This is a genomic window from Stenotrophomonas sp. GD03777, from assembly GCF_029842485.1.
Taxonomy (GTDB): domain Bacteria; phylum Pseudomonadota; class Gammaproteobacteria; order Xanthomonadales; family Xanthomonadaceae; genus Stenotrophomonas; species Stenotrophomonas sepilia.
Window position 1 is genome coordinate 39,574 of the sequence record NZ_JAOCGL010000003.1, and the last position, 20,181, is coordinate 59,754.

Sequence of the window (20,181 nt, forward strand, 5' to 3'; positions counted from 1 at the left end):
GCATGAGCTCCCGCACTCCTCCACAAAAGAACGCGATCGGGCTGCACGCCCTCGGAGAGGTACAAGATGAAAGCCAGGCAGATTCTTCGGTACGGGCTGGCCTACGCGGTGTCGTGTGGAGCACTCTGGCTGTTCCTGCACTTTGTGGGCAGGGCGCTTTACGCCTTCGACTCACATCAGGTTTTCTTCTGGCTGTATGCCGTCAGCCTTTTGTTGCTGGGAATCTGCGCACGGGTTCCCGCCGCGGGCCGCCTTACGATCAGGCGGCTTGCCAAGGGGGCTGGCTTGGGGCTGCTCGCGGGCCTTCTGGCCCAGGTCGTGGTGCTTGTACTGGAAGCCTATAGATTCAGCGGATTCAGCCCATCGCTGCTCTGGCAGGTACCGGTTTCGCTGACGGTGATGAGCGTCGTGCTGCTCACGCCGCTCTGGGGCGTAGTGCTGGTTGCCCTCACTGCCGAACACCGCCGCGACAACCACCCACGTCAGGCCTCGAAGCCATGAAGCACCTGAACGCCTTTTGCCTCGTGGTTGCACTGACATCCTGTGCGGCGCATCCGAACCGCACCACGAAGTGTCCGCCGGCCCATTTCACCTACGTCGGCACCGAGAGCGTCGACGGACTGACCTACGGGCGCTTCCAGGTCACCCACAATGCTGATCAGCCGCTTCAGCTGTGGGTGGATGAGAGACGCAGGTTGAACCCAAGGACCGCTCGCGCAGAGATGAGGCGCACAGGCGAGGATGCCTGGCGGCCTTACAACGTGATCCTTGAGGAAATCACACCGGGAGCGATCGGGCTGTCGATCGGGCAGGATGAACAGCAGAGCGTTCTGTTCGATGGTGATGGCCTGTTCCTGCCCGGCGCATCCAGCGCGGGCGCGAATTACTCCATCGTGGTACAGGATACTGCCGGTTGCGAGCATCGCTCGGCAACGTTCATTCCCTGACATTTCTGGCGGCGCGCCGGCCAGGCAACGAAGGAAAAATGGCGCGCCCGGAGGGATTCGAACCCCCGACCAATGGCTTCGGAAGCCACTACTCTATCCGGCTGAGCTACGGGCGCGTTGTAGAACCGCCGCGCCGTCGGCCAGTGCCGGGGCGGGCATCGCAGCGCCATGAGGCGGTGCGGGACCGGCATTCTATCCAGTTTCGTCGAACAAATCTCCCCCCACCGGCAAAGCCCTGCCAGAGGGGCAGGAGTATCCTATCGCCATGGCTGATACCCCCCTCACTTCGCCGCAGTCGCCGGCGACGCCGCGTTGGCGGCATTACTGGAGTCTGATGCGCGCTGATCGCCCGATCGGCACGTTGCTGCTGCTGTGGCCCACGTGGTGGGCGTTATGGCTGGCTGCCGGCGGCCTGCCGCCGCTGTGGACGCTGTTCGTGTTCACCGCCGGCGTGTGGCTGACCCGCTCGGCCGGTTGCGTCATCAACGACTACGCTGACCGCTGGCTCGACCCGCATGTGGAGCGCACCAAGGCGCGGCCGCTGGCCACCGGCGCGATCAGCGGTCGCGCCGCGCTGGCGCTGTTCGCCGTACTGATGCTGGTGGCCTTCGGCCTGGTGCTGACCCTGAACGGGCTGACCATCGGCCTGAGCTTCATCGGCGTGTTCCTGGCCGCCAGCTATCCGTACCTGAAGCGCTACACCCATCTGCCGCAGGTCTACCTGGGCATGTCGTTCGGCTGGGGCATCCCGATGGCGTTCGCCGCCGTGCAGGGCGAGGTGCCGATGCTGGGCTGGCTGCTGTATGCCGGCAACATCCTGTGGTCGACCGCCTACGACACCTGGTATGCCATGGTCGACCGCGAGGACGACCTGAAGATGGGCTCGCACTCCACCGCGATCCTGTTCGGTGATCTCGATCTGGTCATCCAGGGCGTGCTGTACGCGCTGTTCCTGGCCACCATGGCGCTGGTTGGCGTGCGCGGCGGGCTGGGTGGCTACTACCTGGCCGGCGTGGCCGTGGCCACCGCGCTGGTGGTGTACGAATTCTGGATCTGCCGCAACCGCGAGCGCGGCCCGTGTTTCAAGGCGTTCCTGCACAACAACTGGGTCGGCGCCGCGCTGTTTGCCGGTATCGCCGTGGACCTGGCGCTGCGCTGACCCCAGGGGTTGGTAGAGCCGGCCGCTGGCCGGCTGCACCCGTGCGCGATCCCGAGTTTGCCGGCCAGCGGCCGGCACTACCGCCACCTACGACCAATAGGTGGCAGACAGCCCACACCCCACCGCCCAGAATCGGTCCATCGAACCTGGGAGGGTAGGCGATGGCCTCGACGGCAGCAGTACAGGACGGCTGGATGGCGCGCGCAGCGCTGCGCTCGGCCGCCTGGGCGGAAAAGTGGTTCCCCGATGCGTATGTGTTCGCGGTGCTGGGCGTGGTCATTGTCGCGCTGGCCGCGATGGGCTTCGGTTCGACCCCTCAGGCCACCGCCAGCGCCTTTGGTGACGGCTTCTGGAGCCTGATCCCCTTCACCATGCAGATGGCCTTTGTGGTCATCGGCGGCTACGCCGTGGCGACCGCGCCGGTGGTCGCACGCTTCATCGACTTCCTGGCCCGGGTGCCGCGCACCGGTCGCGGTGCGGTGGTGTACGTGGGCCTGGTCAGCATGCTCGCCTCGCTGCTCAGCTGGGGCTTCTCGCTGGTGTTCGGTGGCCTGCTGGTCCGCGCGCTGGCCCGTCGCACCGAACTGCGCATGGACTACCGCGCCGCCGGTGCGTCGGCCTATCTCGGCCTGGGCGCAGTGTGGGCGATGGGGCTGAGCTCGTCGGCCGCACAGTTGCAGGCCAACCCGGCCAGCATGCCGCCGGGGCTGGTGGAGATCACCGGCGTATTGCCGTTCACCGAAACCATCTTTCTGTGGCAGTCGATCGCCCTGACCGCAGTGCTGATCCTTGTCTCGCTGCTGATCGCCTGGCTGACCGCGCCTGCAGCCGGCAGTGCGCGTACCGCCGAGGAATTTCCCGGCGCTGCGCAGGCCGAGCCGGAACCGCTGCAGCGACGCACGCGCCCGGGCGAATGGCTGGAATACAGCCCGCTGCTGACCGTGCTGCTCTCGCTGCTGGCGTTCGGCTGGCTGTTCAACGAGTTCGCCAACAAGCCGGTGGTGACTGCCATCGCCAACCTCAACACCTACAACTTCCTTTTCATTTCGCTGGGCCTGCTGCTGCACTGGCGCCCGCGCAGCTTCCTCAACGCTGTGGCCAAGGCGGTGCCGAGCACCACCGGCGTGCTGATCCAGTTCCCGCTGTACGGCGGTATCGCGATGATCCTCACCCACGCCGCCGGTGGTGACGGGCAGACCCTGGCGCACCGGCTGTCGAGCCTGTTCGTGCACGTGGCCAGCACCGATAGCTTCGCGCTGGTGATGGGCATCTACTCGGCGGTGCTGGGCTTCTTCGTGCCGTCCGGTGGCGGCAAGTGGATCATCGAGGCGCCGTACGTGATGCAGGCCGCCAACGAGCTGAAGGCGCACCTGGGCTGGGCAGTGCAGGTCTACAACGCGGCCGAAGCGCTGCCGAACCTGATCAACCCGTTCTGGATGCTGCCATTGCTGGGCGTGCTGGGGCTGAAGGCACGCGACATCGTGGGCTTCACCTTCATCCAGTTGCTGGTGCACATCCCGCTGGTGCTGGGCCTGTTGTGGCTGCTGGGCATGACCCTGGCGTATGTGCCGCCGGTGATGCCGTGAGTGCAGGGCTGGCGTCCGTGCGCGAGCAGGACGCCAGCTCCGTTCAGCGCGTGTTTCCAGCAGAGCACGCCATGAATGCGCGCAGTCGCGCTGACGGCATGAGCACATGCCGAACCCATATGAATCCTTCATCGGCTTGTGCCGCAAGGGGCTTTGCCCGTTCATTCACGCGCGTACACACCAATGTAGCCGCCCACCAACGCGCGATTAACTCTTCGCTGCAGACGATGGGCCCGTCCACCGCATTCCGCGTGTGGCTTTGGAGATCGGACATGGCACAGCAGAACCAGAACCCGAACCAGAAGCAGCAGGGCCAGCAGAACCAGCAGGATCAGCAGCAGGGGCGTGGCCGCGACCAGCAGCAGCAACAGCAGCAGGAACAGCAGCAGCGCAACCAGCGCAACCAGCAACAGGGTGGGCAGGACGAGGAGGAGTGACTTCGGTAACCACTTCCTGTGATGCGCGATGCCCCGCCCCGTGCGGGGCTTCGCTTATTCCAGCACGCCAATGCGTTGCAGCACCGGCGCTGCTGACATGTCGTTCGGGTTGGTGCCTGGCTGATCCTGCGGCACCTCCATGCCCATGGCGCGGTAGAGATCGACCCAGTGCTGTGCGATCTGCCCGGTCTTCGGGTTGCGGAAGTTCATCGGCTGCAGTGCGAACACATGGTGCGCACGGAACGCACGTTCGATGAAATCCGAACAGTAGTAGCTGTCCTCATTCAACACATACGACGTGTTGTAGGGCTTGCCCAGCATCATGCGTGCGGTCGCGATCGCATCCTTGATGGCAGCCTGCTGCGATGCGCGCAGCCGATAGACCACGACCTGCCGCTGCTTGCCTCGGGCGTCCTCGCGGAACTGATCCAGCGTCTGCCGGCGCGAGCCTTTCTCATCCGCATGCAGTACCTCCCAGCCGTCTGGCGCCGCAGCGACCAGGGCCACGTGATCGAAGCTGGGTGCGCCCTGCTTGCCGGTGGCATCGTCGATGGCCGCGCTCAGGCCGGCATGGCCGGCGGTGACGAACAGCAGATCGCCTTCCCGGACCTCCAGCGCGGCCGCACCACCAGGCCACAGCGTTGGCAGCAGCAGGGAGAGGGCAAGCAGGAATGCGCGCATGGGGCCAGGGTCGAAGCGTGTGCGGCGTAGTCTAACGGCTGCTGCGATGACGTTGATTTCAGAATTAGTGTGATATTAGTCACAATTCGGCATGTCGGGATATTCCTGACAGCGGATGTTGAAACTGAATTGACCGAGGCATGGCTATCCTTGCCTCCCTACCGCGCCGGAACCGCGCGCGACCGCCCGGAATCAGGAGGATCCCGTGAACCAGCTCCGCCCCGTTGCCCTGCTTGCGCTTGCCCTGGGGCTTGCGCTGTCCGGCTGCAAGCCTGCGCCCCAGGCAGCCCCCGCTGACGCCGCCGCACCGGCTCCGACCAGCACGGCCACTGCCACGACGCCGGCCACGCCGGTTGCCGCGGCCCCGGCAGAGGCTTCTGCCAGCTGCCCCCATCCGGTCTTCGACGACTTCCTCAAGCATTTCGGCAACGAGATCGCGCTGCAGGAAACGTCCACTGCCGATCCGCTGCTGGACAGCCACATCGACAGCGAAGCCGAGCCGGAGCCACGCAAGGTGGAGGAGAAGGTGCCGCTTGCCAAGGTCGAATGGCCGGTGATGCCGGACCCGGCCACGCTGCAGCGCCAGGGCCGCGAGATGCAGGTCACCCGCCTGCCCGATGGCCAGGTACAGGTGCAGATGCGCACTCCCGATACCAGTGACCAGCAGATCTACACCTTTGCCCAGAAGCCGTGCTGGCAACTGGTCAAGCGTGAGGACGAATCGATCTGACCCCTGAGCGACCGCCTGCGAGCGGTCGTGTGATTCACCCAAGGAGCCCCGCATGCGTCTGTCTCCCGTTGCCCCCGTACTGGCCCTGATGCTTGCTGCCTGCAGCGGCCCTGAGGCGGCTGCACCGGCGGCCCCTGCTTCCACTGACCCGGCAGCGACGCCGGCCGCACCTGCGGCTGCCGTTGCGGACCATTCCACCTCTCTTACGCGCGACGAGACCGGCATGCATATCGATTGCCAAGGCACCCGCCTGCACCTGGCGGCCCAGCCCACCCAAGACACGGACGCTTCCCGGCTGACCACGCTGGAAATTGAAAAGGACGGCGCACGCCAGGCCATTGCTGCGCCCAAGGAGATGGACGGCTATACCGCCGTTGGCCTGGCCTGCGTGCAGGACCGCAGCGGTACGCCGTACTTCGTCGTGCAGTACGGTGAACTGCCGTTCGGCTGCAGCTTCTGCGAGTGGTACTACCTGTACGACGCCAGTGGCCGCCAGTTGACCCACAGCACACCGCCGCTGCGCGGCGCGGAAGGCGAGGAGCAGGAGCCCAACAACGACGAGTACGAGAAGTTGATCGACTCGCTCGGCATCAAGCACCCGGAGGTGAACTACATCGAAGACTGAGCGCAGCGGCAGGACGTCGCACGCGCGCTGTGAACGCAGCACTGCAGTACCGCAGTACCAGAGGTACCAGGAGCAGTACCCCTTAAGGAAATCCCCCTTTTCATAGAATGGATAGCACACACATGGCAGACATCTACCAGGACATGGTCCAGCCCCGCGGGGCGGCCTACAGCAGTGACCGCATCAAACCGTGGAGCCACTACCGCGAGCCGATCGACCAGAGCGACGGCCGCCTGCATGGCAACTCCCGCCGGTGGGGCGATGCGACCCCGGAAGTACAGTCACGGGTGATCGACACGATCATCGAGTCGGCGCGCGAGAAGGGCCTGACCCCGCGCGAAACGGCGCACGTACTGGCCATCGCCCGCGTTGAATCGGGCTTCAACCCCGATGCCGCCGCTGGCACCACCTCGGCCTCGGGCCTGGGCCAGTTCATCGACAAGACCGGCAACCACTACCACCTCAACAACCGCAACCGCTTCGACGTCGGCGCACAGTCCGATGCACTGGTTGACCATTACATCGATAACCGCACGCTGGCGCACAAGCGCGGCCAGGGTGAGGAGTACATCTACAAATACCATCACGACGGCCCGACCCGCGATTACGGCGGCCTCACCCTGTCTGAAAAGAAGGTGATGCCGTACGTGGACAAGTACGAGCGGTTCGTGGAGCAGCGCCTGGGACTGACCCACGGCCAGTCCCAGGGCAGCCACGCGGCCCCCGCCGTAGCTGCGGCCACGCACGCGCAGGCCAAGCCGGCAGCGGCGCATGCCGAAGGCCAGACCCGCAACTTCGAGCAGACGATGCAGGTGATGCTGCCCCCGCAGAACGGGGTCAAGCCGCACATTACCGGTGAGTTCGGCGAACACCGCGCGCACAAGCCGCACGGTGGCACCGACTTCAACTATGTCGGCGGCCAGCACGGCCGTAATCTGCAGCACCCGACCGTCAACGCGCCGATCTCCGGAACGGTGACGTTCGTCGGTGGCGACTACGGTACGGTGAAGATCAGGGATGCACAGGGCAACTCGCACGAGATCCTGCACCTGCAGTCGACCCAGGTGAAGGAAGGCCAGCCGATCAAGGCGGGTGAGCCGATCGGTACCATGGGCGGGCGTGGCCCGGGCGGTGCGGGTCAGTATGCCCAGCACGTGCATTACCAGTTGAAGGATCCGCACGGCAAGCTGATCAGCCCGCAGGACTTCTGGGACCACGGCAAGCTGAAGGAAACCGGCAAGGGTGGCCATTCGCATGACGCCGACCACAACGGTGTGCTGCGCCAGGGGGCCAAGGGCGAGGAAGTGACTGCGCTGCAGAAGGAACTCAACCGCCTGGGCGTGCGCGACGGCCAAGGCAATCCGCTGAGCGAGGACGGCAAGTTCGGTGCCAATACCAGGGACGCACTGATCGCCTACCAGAAGCAGCACGGGCTCTCCGCCGACGGCGTGGCGGGTCCGGCGACGCTGGGCAAGCTGGCCGAAGGCCGCAGCCATGCCGAGGCGGCGCCGAAGGGGCCGCAGCTGGGCGACAAGGCGCATCCGGATACGCCGCTGCACAATGCGATCCGTGGCCACATGCCGGGCATGATCTCCAACGAGATGAGCGCGCATGTGACCGCCCAGGCCAAGGCCGCCGGCATCGATTCGCCGGAAAAGCTGCAGGGCGTCACCGTGCAGGATGGCAAGGCCTTCGTCGTGGGCACCGTTCCCGGCTTCCGTACTGCGGTGGACATGACCCAGGCGGCACCGAGCCTGCAGGAGACCAGCGCTGCAATGCTGGCCAAGCATGAGCCTTCGCAGCAACACGTGCAGGACGAGCAGCAGCGGGTGGCCATGGGCCGTTGACCGCTGCGTGTGAAGAAGTGTGTGGTATAGGAGGCCGGCCGGGGTAATCCGGCCGGCTTTTCCGTTCATGGGGCAAGGACATACACGGATGCCGTTTCGCATGATGCACAGCACCGCCATTGCAAGGCACGGCGTCCACATGAGCCGGGTGCTGCCGTGGCGCAACGCATGGCAGTGGGTAGGGCTGGCACTGCTGCTCTGCCTGCTGCCGCTGCCAGTGCTGGCGGCGGCCCCGATTCCGGCACTGGACGACCCGGTGGTGGACACCGCCAACGCACTGTCCGCCAGCACCCGCGCCACGCTGCGCGAGCAGGCATTGCAGCTGCAGGCACGCAAAGGCGCGCAACTGCAGGTGCTGGTGGTGCCCAGTGTTGGCGATGACGGCATCGAAGCCTATGCACAGCGTGTCTTCGACCAGTGGCAGCTGGGCCGCGCCGGTGTCGATGACGGGGTGTTGCTGCTGGTGGCGGTGCAGGACAGGCGCGTACGCATCCAGACCGGCTATGGCCTGGAAGGCACCATTCCCGATGCCTATGCCGCGCGCATCATCGACAAAGCGATCGTGCCGCGCCTGCGCGAAGGAGACCTGGACCGGGGCATGCTGGACGGCAGCAAGGTGCTGGTGGCGCTGATCGATGGCGAGCCGCTGCCGCCCGAGCAGGATTCATCCGCACGCAACCTGTTGCCAGCGGATTGGCGTACAGGGGATTCGGTCGTTGCCCTGACGTTGCTGGTGGGGTTCCTGGCCGGTCTGTGGCGATCACCGCCGCGCCTGCTGGCCATCAGGACCGAGGCCGAGTCCAGCGGTAAACGCCGTGAGCGGCGGCGCAAGGCACTGGCAGCCAATGCGGCAGTGCCCAGGCCGAATTGGCCGACCTTGCCTGCCTGGGGCAGGCCGTTGCTGGTAACGGCTGTGATGGCCGCTGGGTTGGTTTCGGCGACGCTGCTGCTGCCGCGGCATGTGCTGCCTGCGCTGTTCTTCGTGCTGTTACCGGCCGTACCGGTGGCGGCGCTGCTGGGGTGGTGCTGGCGTCGCAGCCGTGGTGTGCGCATCGTGCTGTCCGGCATGTTGGCCGTCAGTATCGGTTTCTTCATGGTGATGCTGGTCCGTGGTCAGTTGCCGCCCAGCCTTGCCCTGCACACGTTGCTGAACCTGGCGGTCGCCATTGCCGCCATGCTGGTGTTCTTCCTGGTGCAGGCCGGCCGCGCGCGCTGGCGGAAGAACCGCAACAGCTTCGCCGTGCGCCTGGTGGTGCTGGTGCTGTTGACCGGCGGCTATGCGCTGGGCGCGCTGCTGGCCATCGACCGGGCCGGCGACGAGAACGCACGCGTTTTGGCGACGATCGTGTCCTGCGCAAGCACGCTGTTCCTGTACTTCATCTGGGTGTTCACCCTGCTGCCCGGCGAAAAAGCACGCAGCGGACAAAGGTCGTCCCAAGGCTACCGTTCCTCGTCCAGCACCTCGTCGTCGAGTTCGTCCTCGAGCAGTTCCGGCGGCTGGTCCGGTGGCGGTGGTCGCAGCGGCGGTGGCGGCGCTTCGGGCAGCTGGTAGCTCAGGCCGCCCACACCCGCCAGCCCAGCGTCGCATCGCGCAGCTCGCCGCTGCCGCTCACATCACCCATCTGCAGCTGCACGCCCTGCGCATTGGGCAGGTCTTTCTGCTCGGGGAACCAACGACGGTCGGCGGCGACGATGATCAGCAGGCCCTCGTCGTCGCCCACCGGTGCGAACTGCGGCGAAGGCGGGCTGATCGGCTGCAGGCCGAAGCGCTGGCTGGACTGTTCGCGCACCGCATCGACATCGTGGCTGGGCAGGCCAACCTCGCTCAGGCAGGTCAGCTCGCTGCCATGGAAAGCGCCTGCGCGCGTGCTGACTGGCAGACGGCGCCGGCCGATCAACTCGAGGATCAGGCCGTCGGGACCGGTGAAGTACACCGACTGCGACTGCCAGCTGCTCTCCAGCGCAAAGTAATCCAGGCCCTCAGGATTACGTTGCAGCGGGGTACGTTCGCGCAACCAGGCCATCGCCTCGCTGAAGCGGTTGTCCGGTACGTTGAAGGCCAGGTGCACGCCACCGATGGGGTGATCACCCGCCGCCTGCAGTTCGATCGTGCTCCAGCCGATGTGCACATGGTTGCCGACCACGCGCTGCTGCAGCACATCGTGGAAATACGCGGCGACGGTGGCGACGTCGGACACCGGCAGGGTGAGGTGAAGCAGGCGCATGACCGATTCTCCATGGACGCGCTCACTGTAACGCTGGGGCCTGCCCGGCGGCCACTAGCGCAGTGAATGGTTGAAGAATCGTATTGCTGCGTCCACTGCCTGCGCGTGGGTCTGCGCCTTCGGCACCGACGTCCTGCACAGGTCCTGCAGCCGCCGCTGTCCGGTCGGGGTGCATGCGGCGAGGAAATCGTAATGGCCGACACCGGGCAGCGCCTGCAGTGCAGCGCCCGCAATCACCGCACGCGCAGCCTCGCCATTGCTCTGCGGTGGCGCAACCGTGTCAGCCTCGCCCAGTACGATCGACACGGGCTGTTCCAGCGAGGAGAGCTGCTCGGGCGCAAAGGCCTGCACGATTGCCGGTGCCAGCAGGAACACCGCGCGCACGCCGGGAATGGCGCGCGCGTCGTTGGCGTGGGACATCCACGGCGACAGCTCGGGCGACGCCGCAGCGGCAACACGCGCCTCCATCGTGTGCGTGGCCGCTTCCTGCTGGGGCCGGCAGACGCCGTCATCCGGATGCGCCGTGCAGAAGGCCAGCAGTCGCTGCAGGTCCGGTCGCGCACCGGCCGCCACCAGTGCGGTGTAGCCGCCGGCCGAGAATCCGGCGACCCCCAGGCGCTCAGGATCGACATGCGGGCCCAGCACCGGATCGGCCTGGACAGCCGCCAGTGCGGCACGCAGGTCATCGGCGCGCAGCCAGGTCAGTACGCTGCCGGGCAGGGTCATGCTGTCAACCCCGTTGTTGCCCGGATGATCGACTGCGATCACCAGATAGCCTGCCCGCGCCAACGCGGTGCCCAGCCAGCCCATCATGCGCGCGCTGCCGCCGTTGCCATGCGAGAGCAGCAAGGTCGGCAGGCGATCACCGGCGACCGGCGCATCCTTGGACGACCGGCCGACGTCGAACAGCGGCGCGTCGGGTGGACCGATGGTCAGCGCGGTTTCCCGGCTGCCTGCAGGTGCCGGATACCAGACCGTGTAGCGCAGCGCGTCACGGTGCTCTGCGTCGCGCACGGCGGCGCTGGCCAGCGTCGTCGTGCCGTGGCGCTCGCCGGCGACGCCGCTTTCGCGGGCGGCGCCGACGCTCGCGAACGCCAGCAGCATTCCTCCCAGCACAGCAGCGGTCATGCGCATCTTCAACTCCTTGTCAGTGGTGACGGTCGTCGACGGGCAGCCAGATCTCCACGCCGCCGTTGCCGCTGTGCTCGTCGAACCGGGCGTCGTAGCGCTCCAGGTCCGGCGCATCGGCAAGGCTCAGGTTGGACGCAGGGAGATAATGATCCAGCAACCAGAACCAGGTCGAGCGGATGGCCGAGATGTGTCCGCCGTGCCAAGCCACCAGGTAGCGGCGCGCCGGAATGTCCACGCGTCGCCAGTGCGCAGGCACGCTCGGCACCGTGCTTGCCGGTAGTGCCGCAATGTAGTCGAAGCCACCATCGTCATCACTGTTGCAGCACACGCCGAAGCTGATCGGCGCCGGCATCGGCCATTCGCGGTTGAGCTGCGCCCACTGGCCAGGAATCGCGCCACCACTGTCGCGGGTATGCCGCATGCTGATGCCGGCCACCTGGAACGCGGGCGTCTCAAGCAGGCGGGGCGCTTCAATGCAGGCGGACGGGGCCTCGTCCACGCGGATCGCCTGCACCAGCGCCAGCCCATCGGTGCCCTGTTCGCGTACGCGCTCCGGCGTCTGTCCGAACTGTTCGCTGAAGGCACGCGTGAAGGCTGCATGGGTGGTATAGCCGGCACCCAGCGCCACCTGCAGGATGTCGTTGGCGCCGTTGGCCAACTGCTGCGCGGCAGCGGTCAGGCGGCGCCCGCGCAGGTAGCGCACCACCGGGGTGCCGGTGCGGGCCTGGAACAGACGTGACAGATGAAACGGCGACAGGCCGGCCGCAGCGGCAATGTCGGCCAGCGCCAAGGGCTGGTCCGCATGGGTTTCGATGTACCACAACGCCTTGCCTGCCGCGCTCATCCTGCCGTTCCCCGGATCCAATGCCGGCACAGTAGCGGATCGGCAGGCGCGGCGTTTAGCAGTTCTTGCGCCTGTGCGGATTCAAGCTGTCGTACTGACGTCATGCCTCCTTCACACATCGCGCCGAGACTGCGCGCCTTGTCCAGGCCTGTTGTGTGCGCACAGGTGCTGGCCCTGTCGCGTCCTCCCGGAGCCCTGCCGTGCATCGTTCGAAGCTTTCGCGTTCCATCCTCCTTGCCCTTTCCATGGCCAGCGCAGGAGGCGCGATCGCAGCGGAAGCCGATGCGGTCGATGCCGCCGGCGGCAGCCGCGCCGCGCCCACCCAGCTCGACGCGATGCTGGTCACCGGTACCCGCGCGTCCAACCGCACCCAGTTCGAAACGCTGGCGCCGGTGGACGTGTTCAGCAAGGAAGACATCACGTCCGTCGAATCCACCGACCTGAAGGACGTGCTGGCCCAGCTGGTGCCGTCGTTCGTGGTGCAGCGCCTGCCGATGGCGGACGGCCAGGTGTTCGTGCGTCCGGCCACGCTGCGTGGCCTGTCGCCGGACCAGACCCTGGTGCTGGTCAACGGTCGCCGCTTCCATCGCAGCGCGCTGCTCGGCAACCGCGGTGCGCAGGCGGCTGATCTGGCACAGATTCCCACCAGCGCGATCAAGCGCATCGAGGTGCTGCGTGATGGCGCGTCGGCGCAGTACGGCTCGGATGCCATCGCCGGTGTCATCAACATCATCCTCGAAGAGGGGCCCGGCACCGAGATCACCGCCGGCTATTCGCAGTACGCGCAGGGCGACGGTGCCTCGCGCGATTTCAGTGCGCGCACCGGCTGGTCGCTGGGCGACTATGGCAGCCTGGTGCTGTTCGCCGAATCGTCCAACTCAGACGCCACCTCGCGCACGCGCCAGCGCCCGGATGCGATCGCCTTCCAGGCTGCACATCCGGAGCTGGACGTGCCCAATCCGGTGCAGCGCTGGGGCCAGCCGGAACTGGAAAGCCGCCGCGTCGGCTTCAACGTGAAGGCCCATGCCAGCGAGACACTGGAGTTCTATGCCTTCGGCCTGTACAGCCACAGCGATGGCGTCAGTGATTTCAACTGGCGCAATCCGGACACTACCACCGGTGCGTACCGCACCACCGCCATCTTCCCGGGCTGGAACCTGCGCTCGATCTATCCGGTGGGCTTCAGCCCGCAGTACGGCAACACGCAGAACGACCTGCAGCTGGTCGGTGGCCTGCGCGGCGAGATCACGCCCAAGCTGCGCTGGGATGTCAGCGCCTCGTATGGCCGCAACGCCATCGACTACAGCTTGAAGAACTCGATCAATGCCTCGCTCGGCCCGGCCAGCCCGACCGCGTTCGATCTTGGCCGCCTGACCCAGACCGAGAAGAACGCCAACGCAGACTTCAACTACGAGTGGGACGTGGCCGCGCTGTCCCAGCCGGTCAACGTCGCCTTCGGTGGCGAGTTCCGCCAGGAGACCTACCAGGTGCGTGCCGGCGACCCGGCCTCGTACGCGGTGGGTCCGGGCGCTGCGGCGGGCCTGGAGGCCAATTCCAATGGCGCGCCCGGCTTCTCGGCCAGCCAGGCCGGGCAGTGGAGCCAGCGCAGCAGGGCCGCCTACGTGGACATGGAAGTGCCGCTGGGCGAGCGCTGGAGCATCGGTGCGGCCAGCCGCTACGAGGACTTCTCCAGCTTCGGCAGCACGCTGGACGGCAAGCTCTCGGCGCGCTTCGCGATCACCCCGGACGTGGCCCTGCGCGGTACCGTGTCCAGCGGCTTCCGTGCACCGACGCCGGCGCAGCTCAACACCACCAGCACCACCCAGGGGTTGGATACGCGCACGCTGCAGATCTTCACCAGTGGCCGCCTGTGGCCGAACGATCCGCTGGCGCAGCTGCTCGGCGCCAGGCCGCTGAAGCCGGAAGAATCGCGGACCGCGTCGCTGGGCCTGACCTGGCGCACCGACCTGGGCCTGTCCGGCTCGGTGGATGTCTACCAGATCAAGCTCAGCGACCGCTTCAGCCAGTCGGCCAGTTTCGCCATTCCGGCCGGTACGCCCAATCCGCTGGGCTATACCTCGGTGAACTATTTCACCAACGACTTCGATACCACCACCACCGGGGTGGACGTGGTCGGCAACTACCTGCGCGACCTCGGCGCCGGCCGCATGACGCTGACCCTGGCCTACAACTACAACCGCACCCGCGTGGACAATGGCAGCACCTCGGTGGCCACCAACGAGACCCAGCGCGTGCTGTTCGAGGATCGCCTGCCCGAGCACAAGGGCAGCCTGACCGGCAGCTGGGACATCGGCGCCTGGTCGCTGATGGCACGCATGCGCTACTACGGCGCCTGGACCGATTCCAGCGGCAATGCAGTGGGCGATATCTACCAGCGCTTCGGCGCGATGAGCTTCCTCGACCTGGCCGTCGGCTATCGCATCAACGAACATCACAGCCTGCGCGTCGGTGCCGACAACGTATTCGACCGCTATCCGGACGAAGCCACCTTCCAGGCCAGTCGCGGCCTGGTCTACTCGCGCAACGCGCCATACGACACCGACGGTGCCAACCTGTACGCACAGTACCGGCTGAGCTTCTGATGGACCCGGCCCGCCGCTCCCTGTTGCGTGCCGGCGCCTTGCTGCCGGCCGCAGCCGCACTTTCTTCACTGCCGGCCATGGCTGCCACGCGTTACGCTGCGTCCATGCAGATTCCCGCAACGACCGTGGCGCCGGACGTGCTGGCCCGCGATGAAAACTACTGGGCCGCCGTGGCCAGCCACTTCGATGTCACCGACGAAGTGAACCATCTGGAGAACGGCTACTGGGGCGCGATGGGCCGCGAGACGCTGGCCAGCTACCAGCGCCACACCGCTGAAGTGAACCGAGGCAATGCCTGGTATGGCCGTCATGCGTTCCCGGCGCAGTACATGGCGGTGCAGCGGCAGGTGGCCGAACTGCTGGGCGTGGGCGCCGACGAGATCGCACTCACCCGCGGTGCCACCGAGGCGATGCTGGCGCTGATCGGCGGCTACAACCGCCTGCAGCCTGGCGACCAGGTGCTGTACGCCGATATCGACTACGACAGCATGATCGGCGCAATGCGCTGGCTGCAGCAGCGCCGCGGCGTGCAGGTCGAGCGCATCGCGCTGCCGGCCGTGCCCGACCATGCGCAGATCCTGCAGGCCTACGAGGCCGCGTTCGCGCGGCTGCCACGCCTGAAACTGGTGCTGCTGACCCAGGTCAGCCATCGCCATGGGCTGGTGCTGCCGGTGGCCGAAATCGCTGAACGTGCGCGCGCACGCGGCATCGACGTGATCGTTGATGCAGCACACGGGTTTGGCCAGATCGACTACGCGGTGCCGCAGCTGAAGTCTGATTTCGTCGGCATCAACCTGCATAAGTGGATCGGTGCGCCGGTCGGCGTCGGCGCGATGTATGTGCGCAAGGGCCGCGTTGCGGACCTGGACCCGTACATGGGCGAGACCGACGATGGCCGCGTGGGCAGCCGTGTGCACACCGGTACGGTCAACTTCGCCGCTTACCTGGCGCTGCCGGAAGCGATCGCGCTGCACCAGCGCATCGGCGCAGCCAACAAGCAGGCGCGCCTGCGCTACCTGCGCGAGCGCTGGACCGTGCCTGCGCGGCAGATGGCGCATATCGAAGTGCTGTCGTCGCCTGATCCGGCGCTGGCCAGCGCATTGGCCAGCTTCCGCCTGCGCGGGCGCACCTCGGTAGAACAGAATCAGGCACTGCAGAAGCGCTTGCTGGATGAGCATCGGATCTTCACCACCCATCGCGATGGCCTGGAGTCGGGTGCCTGCGTGCGGGTGACACCGTCGGTGTTCACCCGACCGGCGCAGATGGATGTGCTGGTACAGGCGCTGGTGGCATTGGGGTAGTGCCGGCCGCTGGCCGGCAACCTCATGATCCGTGCACGCCGTTGCCAGCCAGCGGCCGGCACTACCAGGGCTACCGCTCGATCGCCGGCAGCGCGTCCGACAACAACAACCGGTCAATCCGCCGCAACGCGCTCTCCAGCTGCCGTCGGTCCGCCGCCAGCCCCAACGACAGCCGCACGCCGTGCTGATGCTGCACCCCGGGCGGACAGAACGCCGATGAAGGAGCGATGGCCAGCCCCTGCAGCTGCGCGGTACGCACCAGCGTGGCGTCGGTCCATGGCGCTGGTACCCTGCACCAGGCGTGCAGGCCTTCGGCGCGCAGCAGCAGCGACGGCGCCAGCAGGCAGCGGGCCATGCGCACGCGCTCGCGCGCCTCGGCACGCACCTGCGCCAGCAGCGATTGTGCCGAACCATCCAGCAACAGTTGGCTGGCCAGCGCCGACACCAATGGATGGCCCATCAGCCGCGTCGCCCGCAGCGCGGCGGTCATCGCCTCGGCATGCGCGGCACTCGGGCAGCGCACGAAGGCGGTGCGCAGGCCCGGGCTGATCACCTTCGACAGCGTCGCCACATGGAACACATGGCGCGGTGCCAGCATCGCCAGGGGTATCGGCGCCTCTTCGGCAAGGTGCCAGTACGGATCATCCTCGATCGCCAGTAGGCCTTCACTCTCCAGCACACGCGCCAGCGCTTCGCGCCGCTGCAACGGCAACGTCAGCGCGGTCGGGTTCTGGCAGGTGGGGTTGAGATAGAGCAGCCGCGCGCCACTCCCGCGTGCCTGCCGCAGCAGCGCTTCAGGGCACATGCCGTGTTCGTCGCAGTCCACCGGCAACAGCCGCCGGCCAAGCGCCGCTGCGGCCTGCAGCAGGCCCGGATAGACCAGCGCATCGCACAGGATCGCGTCGCCATCGCGGCCCTGGCTGAGCAGGATCGCGGCCAGCGCCACCTGGGCGCCTTCGGTCAGTAGCAGGCAGGCATCGTCCACCGTGCCCAGCATCGGTTGCAGCCAGCGCGCTGCCGCATGGCGGTCGGTCGGGTTACCGCCGCCCAGGTGGTAGGTCATCAGGTTCGGTGCATTGCTGCGCGCAAGCACGGCGGCGGCGCCGCGGCGCAGGGTCTCGGCCAGCGCGTCGGCATCGGGTACCGGTGGCACGTTCATGCTCAGGTCCACCACCTGGTCGAAGCCAGCCTTGGGTGGTGCGATGAAACTGCCTTGTGGCCCACGCGCTTCGATCAGGCCGCGCTTGCGCGCTTCATCGAATGCCCGCGTTACCGTGGTCAGGTCGACGCCGAGCTGCTGCGCCAACGCGCGCTGCGAGGGAAGGCGCTGCCCCGGTGCAAGACCACCGCGACGCACCGTGCGCTCCAGCGAATTGACGATGCGCAGATAGATCGGCCCGTTGTGCGCGAGCACGTCCTGCACCCATTCGCGCGCTGCGACATCCGGTCGCGGCATGTACGGAGCATGTCGGGGCGTATCGTTGCTTCCAACGGCGGGAGCCTGTCCATAACCATCGGTCGGTTCGGACAGGTGACCGCCGTTGTTGTTTGCGGCGGCCACGCCACCCAGAGCCAGTGATGTCATTGCGCGTCCTCAGCGCTTGGCCTGCCACGGGCAGTAACAGCCCACGGCAAGCAGTCCTTTCGGGCGCACGGATTCGCCGCGCACCAGTCTGTCCAGCAGCGGTTCGACGAAACTGTTGGCCGAGTTGCAGACCATGCCGATGCTGTACGGCCCGGCGTAGGCCAGATGGCCCTGCCGGTCCCAGATCGCCACGGCAGGGCTGGCCGGAATGTGCTCGATGCCATCGATGGTCGGCAGGTTGATCACCTTGTTGCGCAGCGGCTCGGGCAGTTCGCCCTGCGTGCCAGGGCGACGGATCGCGTAGAAGTCGATGCCGGCGCGGCGGTACATGCTGATCAGGTAGCTCAGGTGCGCACCAGTCTCGCGGTTGCACACGCCGCAGGCCGGGTCCCAGAAATGCACCACGCGGATGCGGCCGGTATTACCGGCCAGATCGGCCGGCAGGCGCAGCTGCGAGTCGTCGAAGACGATGGCCTGTTCGGTGAACGTGGACTGCGCGCTGTAGCCGAAGTACTGCCACAGCGCCGCCGCCACGCCGGCCATGAACAGGCAGGCGAGGGCGATCATCGTCGGCAGCAACCAGCGGCGACGCGGCGCGGCTGCGCCCATCAGGACGCGTCCCCGCCGAACTTGTGTACGTACTGCTTGCGCATCTCGCGGCAGGAATCGGCCTGCGCCCGGCGCTGGATCTCGCTACGCGACGGATCCTCGCTGCGCTGCACGCATTGCTCGATGGCGTGGCGTTCGGCGGCCTGCACATCCACGGTCTGCGGCTGCAGGCAGACCCAGGCCAGCACAGCCAGCATCAACACCACAAAGCCACCGCAGCCGGCCATCACCAGGTGGAACTTCAGTTTCTCCGCGCGCATCGAGGCACGTCCCTTCATCCATACATTGCATACAAAATATCATTTTGTATGGATGTGGGGCCATGCGTCCGGTTCAGACGATGGCGTTGTGCCGGGCCTCGGGGGCTTCCGACAGGATTTCATTCAGCTTGGCCAGGGCCCCGGCCAGCGCGCCCTGGTCGACCGCGCCGCCCAGTGACAGGCGGATCGCGTTGCCCGGAGGCGGTTCTTCCACGCTGAAGGCGTCGGAACTGGCGATGCCCAGCCCCTGTTCCTGCGCGGCCTGGATCAGCCGGTACTGGTCCAGCCGTGGCGGCAGCGGCAGCCACACATGCAGGCCGGCCGGATGGGCCTGGGCACGGGACGGCAAGTACTGCGCAGCAATCGCCTGGCGCTCGCGCAGCTCCTGCTGGAAGCGCTGCACCATGTCCTGGGCCTTGCCGCTGCGGATCCACTGCGAGGCCACCGCCACCATCGACTGGGTCGGCATCAGCGCGATCGCACGCAGGGCGTCCAGCACCGGTTCCATCGGTTCGCCGGCCGGCACCACCAGGTAGGCGGTGCGCAGGCCCGGTGCCAGGCACTTGGACAGGGTGGAGATGTAATACACCGGGCAGCCGGCGTCGCGGTGGGCGGCCAGCGGCGGTGCGGCGTCCCCGGCCAGCAACCAGTAGGGATCGTCTTCGATCACGGTCAGATCGTGGCGCTTGGCGACCGCCAACAGGGCCTGCCGGCGTTGTGCCGACATCGTTGCCGTGGTCGGGTTCTGGATGGTCGGTACCAGGTACAGCAGGCGCGGGCGGCGCAGCTGGCAGGCTTCTTCCAGCGCATCGGGCAGCATGCCTTCGGCGTCCATCGCCACCGGCACCACACCCCGCTGCAGCACGCGCGCGGCGGCCAGCAGGCCCGGGTAGGTCAGCTGCTCGGCGGCAATCAGCTCGCCCGGCTGGGTGCAGGCCAGGATCAGTGCACACAGCGCGGTCTGCGCACCGGGACAGATCACCACCTGGTCGGCGCCCACCGTGCCCAGCATCGGCGCCAGCCACTGCACCGCGGCGGCGCGGTCCTCGCGGGTACCGGCGCCGACGTGGTAGCTCATCAGTTCGCCTTGGCCCAGCTGCTGGCCCACGTGCTGGAAACCGGCCTCCATGCCCTGCGCGAACGGCGCACTGCCCAGCAGCGGCGGGATGTTCATGCTCAGGTCCACCGAGGTGCTGCGGTTGCCGGCCGACAGCGCGATGAAGGTGCCGCCGGCGCCCTGCGCGTCGAGCAGGCCGGCCTGGCGCAGCTCGGCGAACGCCCGGGTAACCGTGGTCAGGTCCACGCCCACCTGCTGGGCCAGGTCGCGCTGCGGCGGCAGGCGGTCGCCCGGGCGCAGCACGCCGTCATCCACCGCCTCGCGCACCTGCTGGGCAATCTGCAGGTACAGCGGGCCTGCGCCCTCGCGGAAGGGGCGAACCCAGGTGCGATTGGGGTGTTTCAGGCGGCGGCCGGCGGCAGGTGGCGTCATCGGTCAGGCTTTTCCATACGTGCAGATGCACAATTCCATACAATGATGTATTTTGTATGGGCTTGATTGGAGTGGTTCGCCCTCTTGTAGGCGACCTCGTACCCACAGTGTAGCCGCTCCAC

The 20,181-nt window shown here is 67.0% G+C and carries 19 protein-coding genes and 1 tRNA gene; 11 read left to right on the forward strand and 9 right to left on the reverse strand.

Annotated elements, in window-relative coordinates; all coding sequences use genetic code 11:
- Positions 1-66 precede the first annotated feature (66 nt).
- Together N5E02_RS01595 and N5E02_RS01600 are read left to right on the forward strand one after the other, a co-directional pair.
- Entirely contained in the window at positions 67-501 is a 435-nt protein-coding gene (locus tag N5E02_RS01595) for a hypothetical protein (protein WP_005420072.1), read from the forward strand.
- A complete protein-coding gene (locus tag N5E02_RS01600; RefSeq protein WP_005420071.1) occupies positions 498-947 on the forward strand; it encodes a hypothetical protein in 450 nt (149 codons plus the stop codon). Before N5E02_RS01595 ends, N5E02_RS01600 begins: the two co-directional genes overlap by 4 nt.
- 39 nt (positions 948-986) lie before the next feature.
- Here N5E02_RS01600 and N5E02_RS01605 read toward each other — a convergent pair.
- Positions 987-1,063 (reverse strand) — tRNA-Arg (locus N5E02_RS01605).
- 149 nt (positions 1,064-1,212) lie between these two features.
- Between N5E02_RS01605 and ubiA the strand changes: the two genes are divergently transcribed.
- From ubiA to N5E02_RS01620, 3 genes are all read left to right on the forward strand, one after another.
- Positions 1,213-2,106, forward strand: coding sequence for a 4-hydroxybenzoate octaprenyltransferase (ubiA, locus tag N5E02_RS01610; protein WP_005411493.1), 894 nt, complete (start codon positions 1,213-1,215; stop codon positions 2,104-2,106).
- A 161-nt stretch (positions 2,107-2,267) separates the two neighbouring features.
- Positions 2,268-3,692, forward strand: a complete 1,425-nt coding sequence (locus N5E02_RS01615; protein ID WP_170944951.1) for a TIGR00366 family protein — start codon at positions 2,268-2,270, stop codon at positions 3,690-3,692.
- Positions 3,693-3,964: 272 nt separating this feature from the next.
- On the forward strand, positions 3,965-4,129 hold the full coding sequence (locus N5E02_RS01620; protein ID WP_005414774.1) for a hypothetical protein: 165 nt from the start codon (positions 3,965-3,967) through the stop codon (positions 4,127-4,129).
- A 54-nt stretch (positions 4,130-4,183) separates the two neighbouring features.
- Here the strand turns inward: N5E02_RS01620 and N5E02_RS01625 are convergent, their stop codons facing one another.
- Positions 4,184-4,810, reverse strand: a complete 627-nt coding sequence (locus N5E02_RS01625) for a YiiX/YebB-like N1pC/P60 family cysteine hydrolase (protein WP_053497353.1) — start codon at positions 4,808-4,810, stop codon at positions 4,184-4,186.
- A 205-nt stretch (positions 4,811-5,015) separates the two neighbouring features.
- On the opposite strand from N5E02_RS01625, the gene N5E02_RS01630 reads away from it, so the two are divergent.
- The 4 genes from N5E02_RS01630 to N5E02_RS01645 all read left to right on the forward strand — a co-directional run bounded on the left by N5E02_RS01630 (position 5,016) and on the right by N5E02_RS01645 (position 9,564).
- Positions 5,016-5,540, forward strand: coding sequence for a hypothetical protein (locus tag N5E02_RS01630; protein WP_139727904.1), 525 nt, complete (start codon positions 5,016-5,018; stop codon positions 5,538-5,540).
- Between the two features lie 52 nt (positions 5,541-5,592).
- Complete coding sequence (locus N5E02_RS01635) at positions 5,593-6,165, forward strand: hypothetical protein (RefSeq protein ID WP_227836791.1); 573 nt, start codon at positions 5,593-5,595, stop codon at positions 6,163-6,165.
- 122 nt (positions 6,166-6,287) lie between these two features.
- Positions 6,288-8,012, forward strand: a complete 1,725-nt coding sequence (locus tag N5E02_RS01640; RefSeq protein WP_235646036.1) for a peptidoglycan-binding protein — start codon at positions 6,288-6,290, stop codon at positions 8,010-8,012.
- 139 nt (positions 8,013-8,151) lie between these two features.
- A complete protein-coding gene (locus tag N5E02_RS01645) occupies positions 8,152-9,564 on the forward strand; it encodes a TPM domain-containing protein (protein ID WP_139728167.1) in 1,413 nt (470 codons plus the stop codon).
- 1 nt (position 9,565) lies between these two features.
- Here N5E02_RS01645 and N5E02_RS01650 read toward each other — a convergent pair whose 3' ends face one another.
- Genes N5E02_RS01650 through N5E02_RS01660 form a run of 3 tightly spaced genes read right to left on the reverse strand, consistent with a single transcriptional unit; the run spans position 9,566 to position 12,212 of the window.
- Positions 9,566-10,237, reverse strand: a complete 672-nt coding sequence (locus N5E02_RS01650; RefSeq protein ID WP_139727902.1) for a VOC family protein — start codon at positions 10,235-10,237, stop codon at positions 9,566-9,568.
- A gap of 54 nt (positions 10,238-10,291) precedes the next feature.
- Entirely contained in the window at positions 10,292-11,371 is a 1,080-nt protein-coding gene (locus tag N5E02_RS01655) for an alpha/beta fold hydrolase (RefSeq protein ID WP_065186579.1), read from the reverse strand.
- A 13-nt stretch (positions 11,372-11,384) separates the two neighbouring features.
- Complete coding sequence (locus N5E02_RS01660) at positions 11,385-12,212, reverse strand: AraC family transcriptional regulator (RefSeq protein ID WP_139727899.1); 828 nt, start codon at positions 12,210-12,212, stop codon at positions 11,385-11,387.
- Positions 12,213-12,412: 200 nt separating this feature from the next.
- Between N5E02_RS01660 and N5E02_RS01665 the strand changes: the two genes are divergently transcribed.
- Positions 12,413-14,815, forward strand: a complete 2,403-nt coding sequence (locus N5E02_RS01665) for a TonB-dependent receptor (protein ID WP_139727897.1) — start codon at positions 12,413-12,415, stop codon at positions 14,813-14,815.
- Positions 14,815-16,116 (forward strand): aminotransferase class V-fold PLP-dependent enzyme, encoded by a 1,302-nt coding sequence (locus N5E02_RS01670; protein ID WP_139727895.1) that lies wholly within the window; start codon positions 14,815-14,817, stop codon positions 16,114-16,116. Before N5E02_RS01665 ends, N5E02_RS01670 begins: the two co-directional genes overlap by 1 nt.
- 70 nt (positions 16,117-16,186) lie before the next feature.
- On the opposite strand, the gene N5E02_RS01675 is transcribed toward N5E02_RS01670, so the two are convergent.
- From N5E02_RS01675 to N5E02_RS01690, 4 genes are read right to left on the reverse strand one after another with little or no spacing between them, the layout of a single operon-like run.
- A complete protein-coding gene (locus N5E02_RS01675; RefSeq protein ID WP_279945771.1) occupies positions 16,187-17,701 on the reverse strand; it encodes a PLP-dependent aminotransferase family protein in 1,515 nt (504 codons plus the stop codon).
- A gap of 9 nt (positions 17,702-17,710) precedes the next feature.
- The gene (locus tag N5E02_RS01680; protein ID WP_053497371.1) at positions 17,711-18,310 is read right to left on the reverse strand and encodes a DUF6436 domain-containing protein; all 600 of its coding nucleotides are present in this window, start codon (positions 18,308-18,310) and stop codon (positions 17,711-17,713) included.
- Positions 18,310-18,588, reverse strand: a complete 279-nt coding sequence (locus N5E02_RS01685; protein ID WP_231109129.1) for a hypothetical protein — start codon at positions 18,586-18,588, stop codon at positions 18,310-18,312. Before N5E02_RS01685 ends, N5E02_RS01680 begins: the two co-directional genes overlap by 1 nt.
- A gap of 55 nt (positions 18,589-18,643) precedes the next feature.
- On the reverse strand, positions 18,644-20,059 hold the full coding sequence (locus N5E02_RS01690; protein ID WP_065179383.1) for a PLP-dependent aminotransferase family protein: 1,416 nt from the start codon (positions 20,057-20,059) through the stop codon (positions 18,644-18,646).
- Positions 20,060-20,181: the final 122 nt, after the last annotated feature.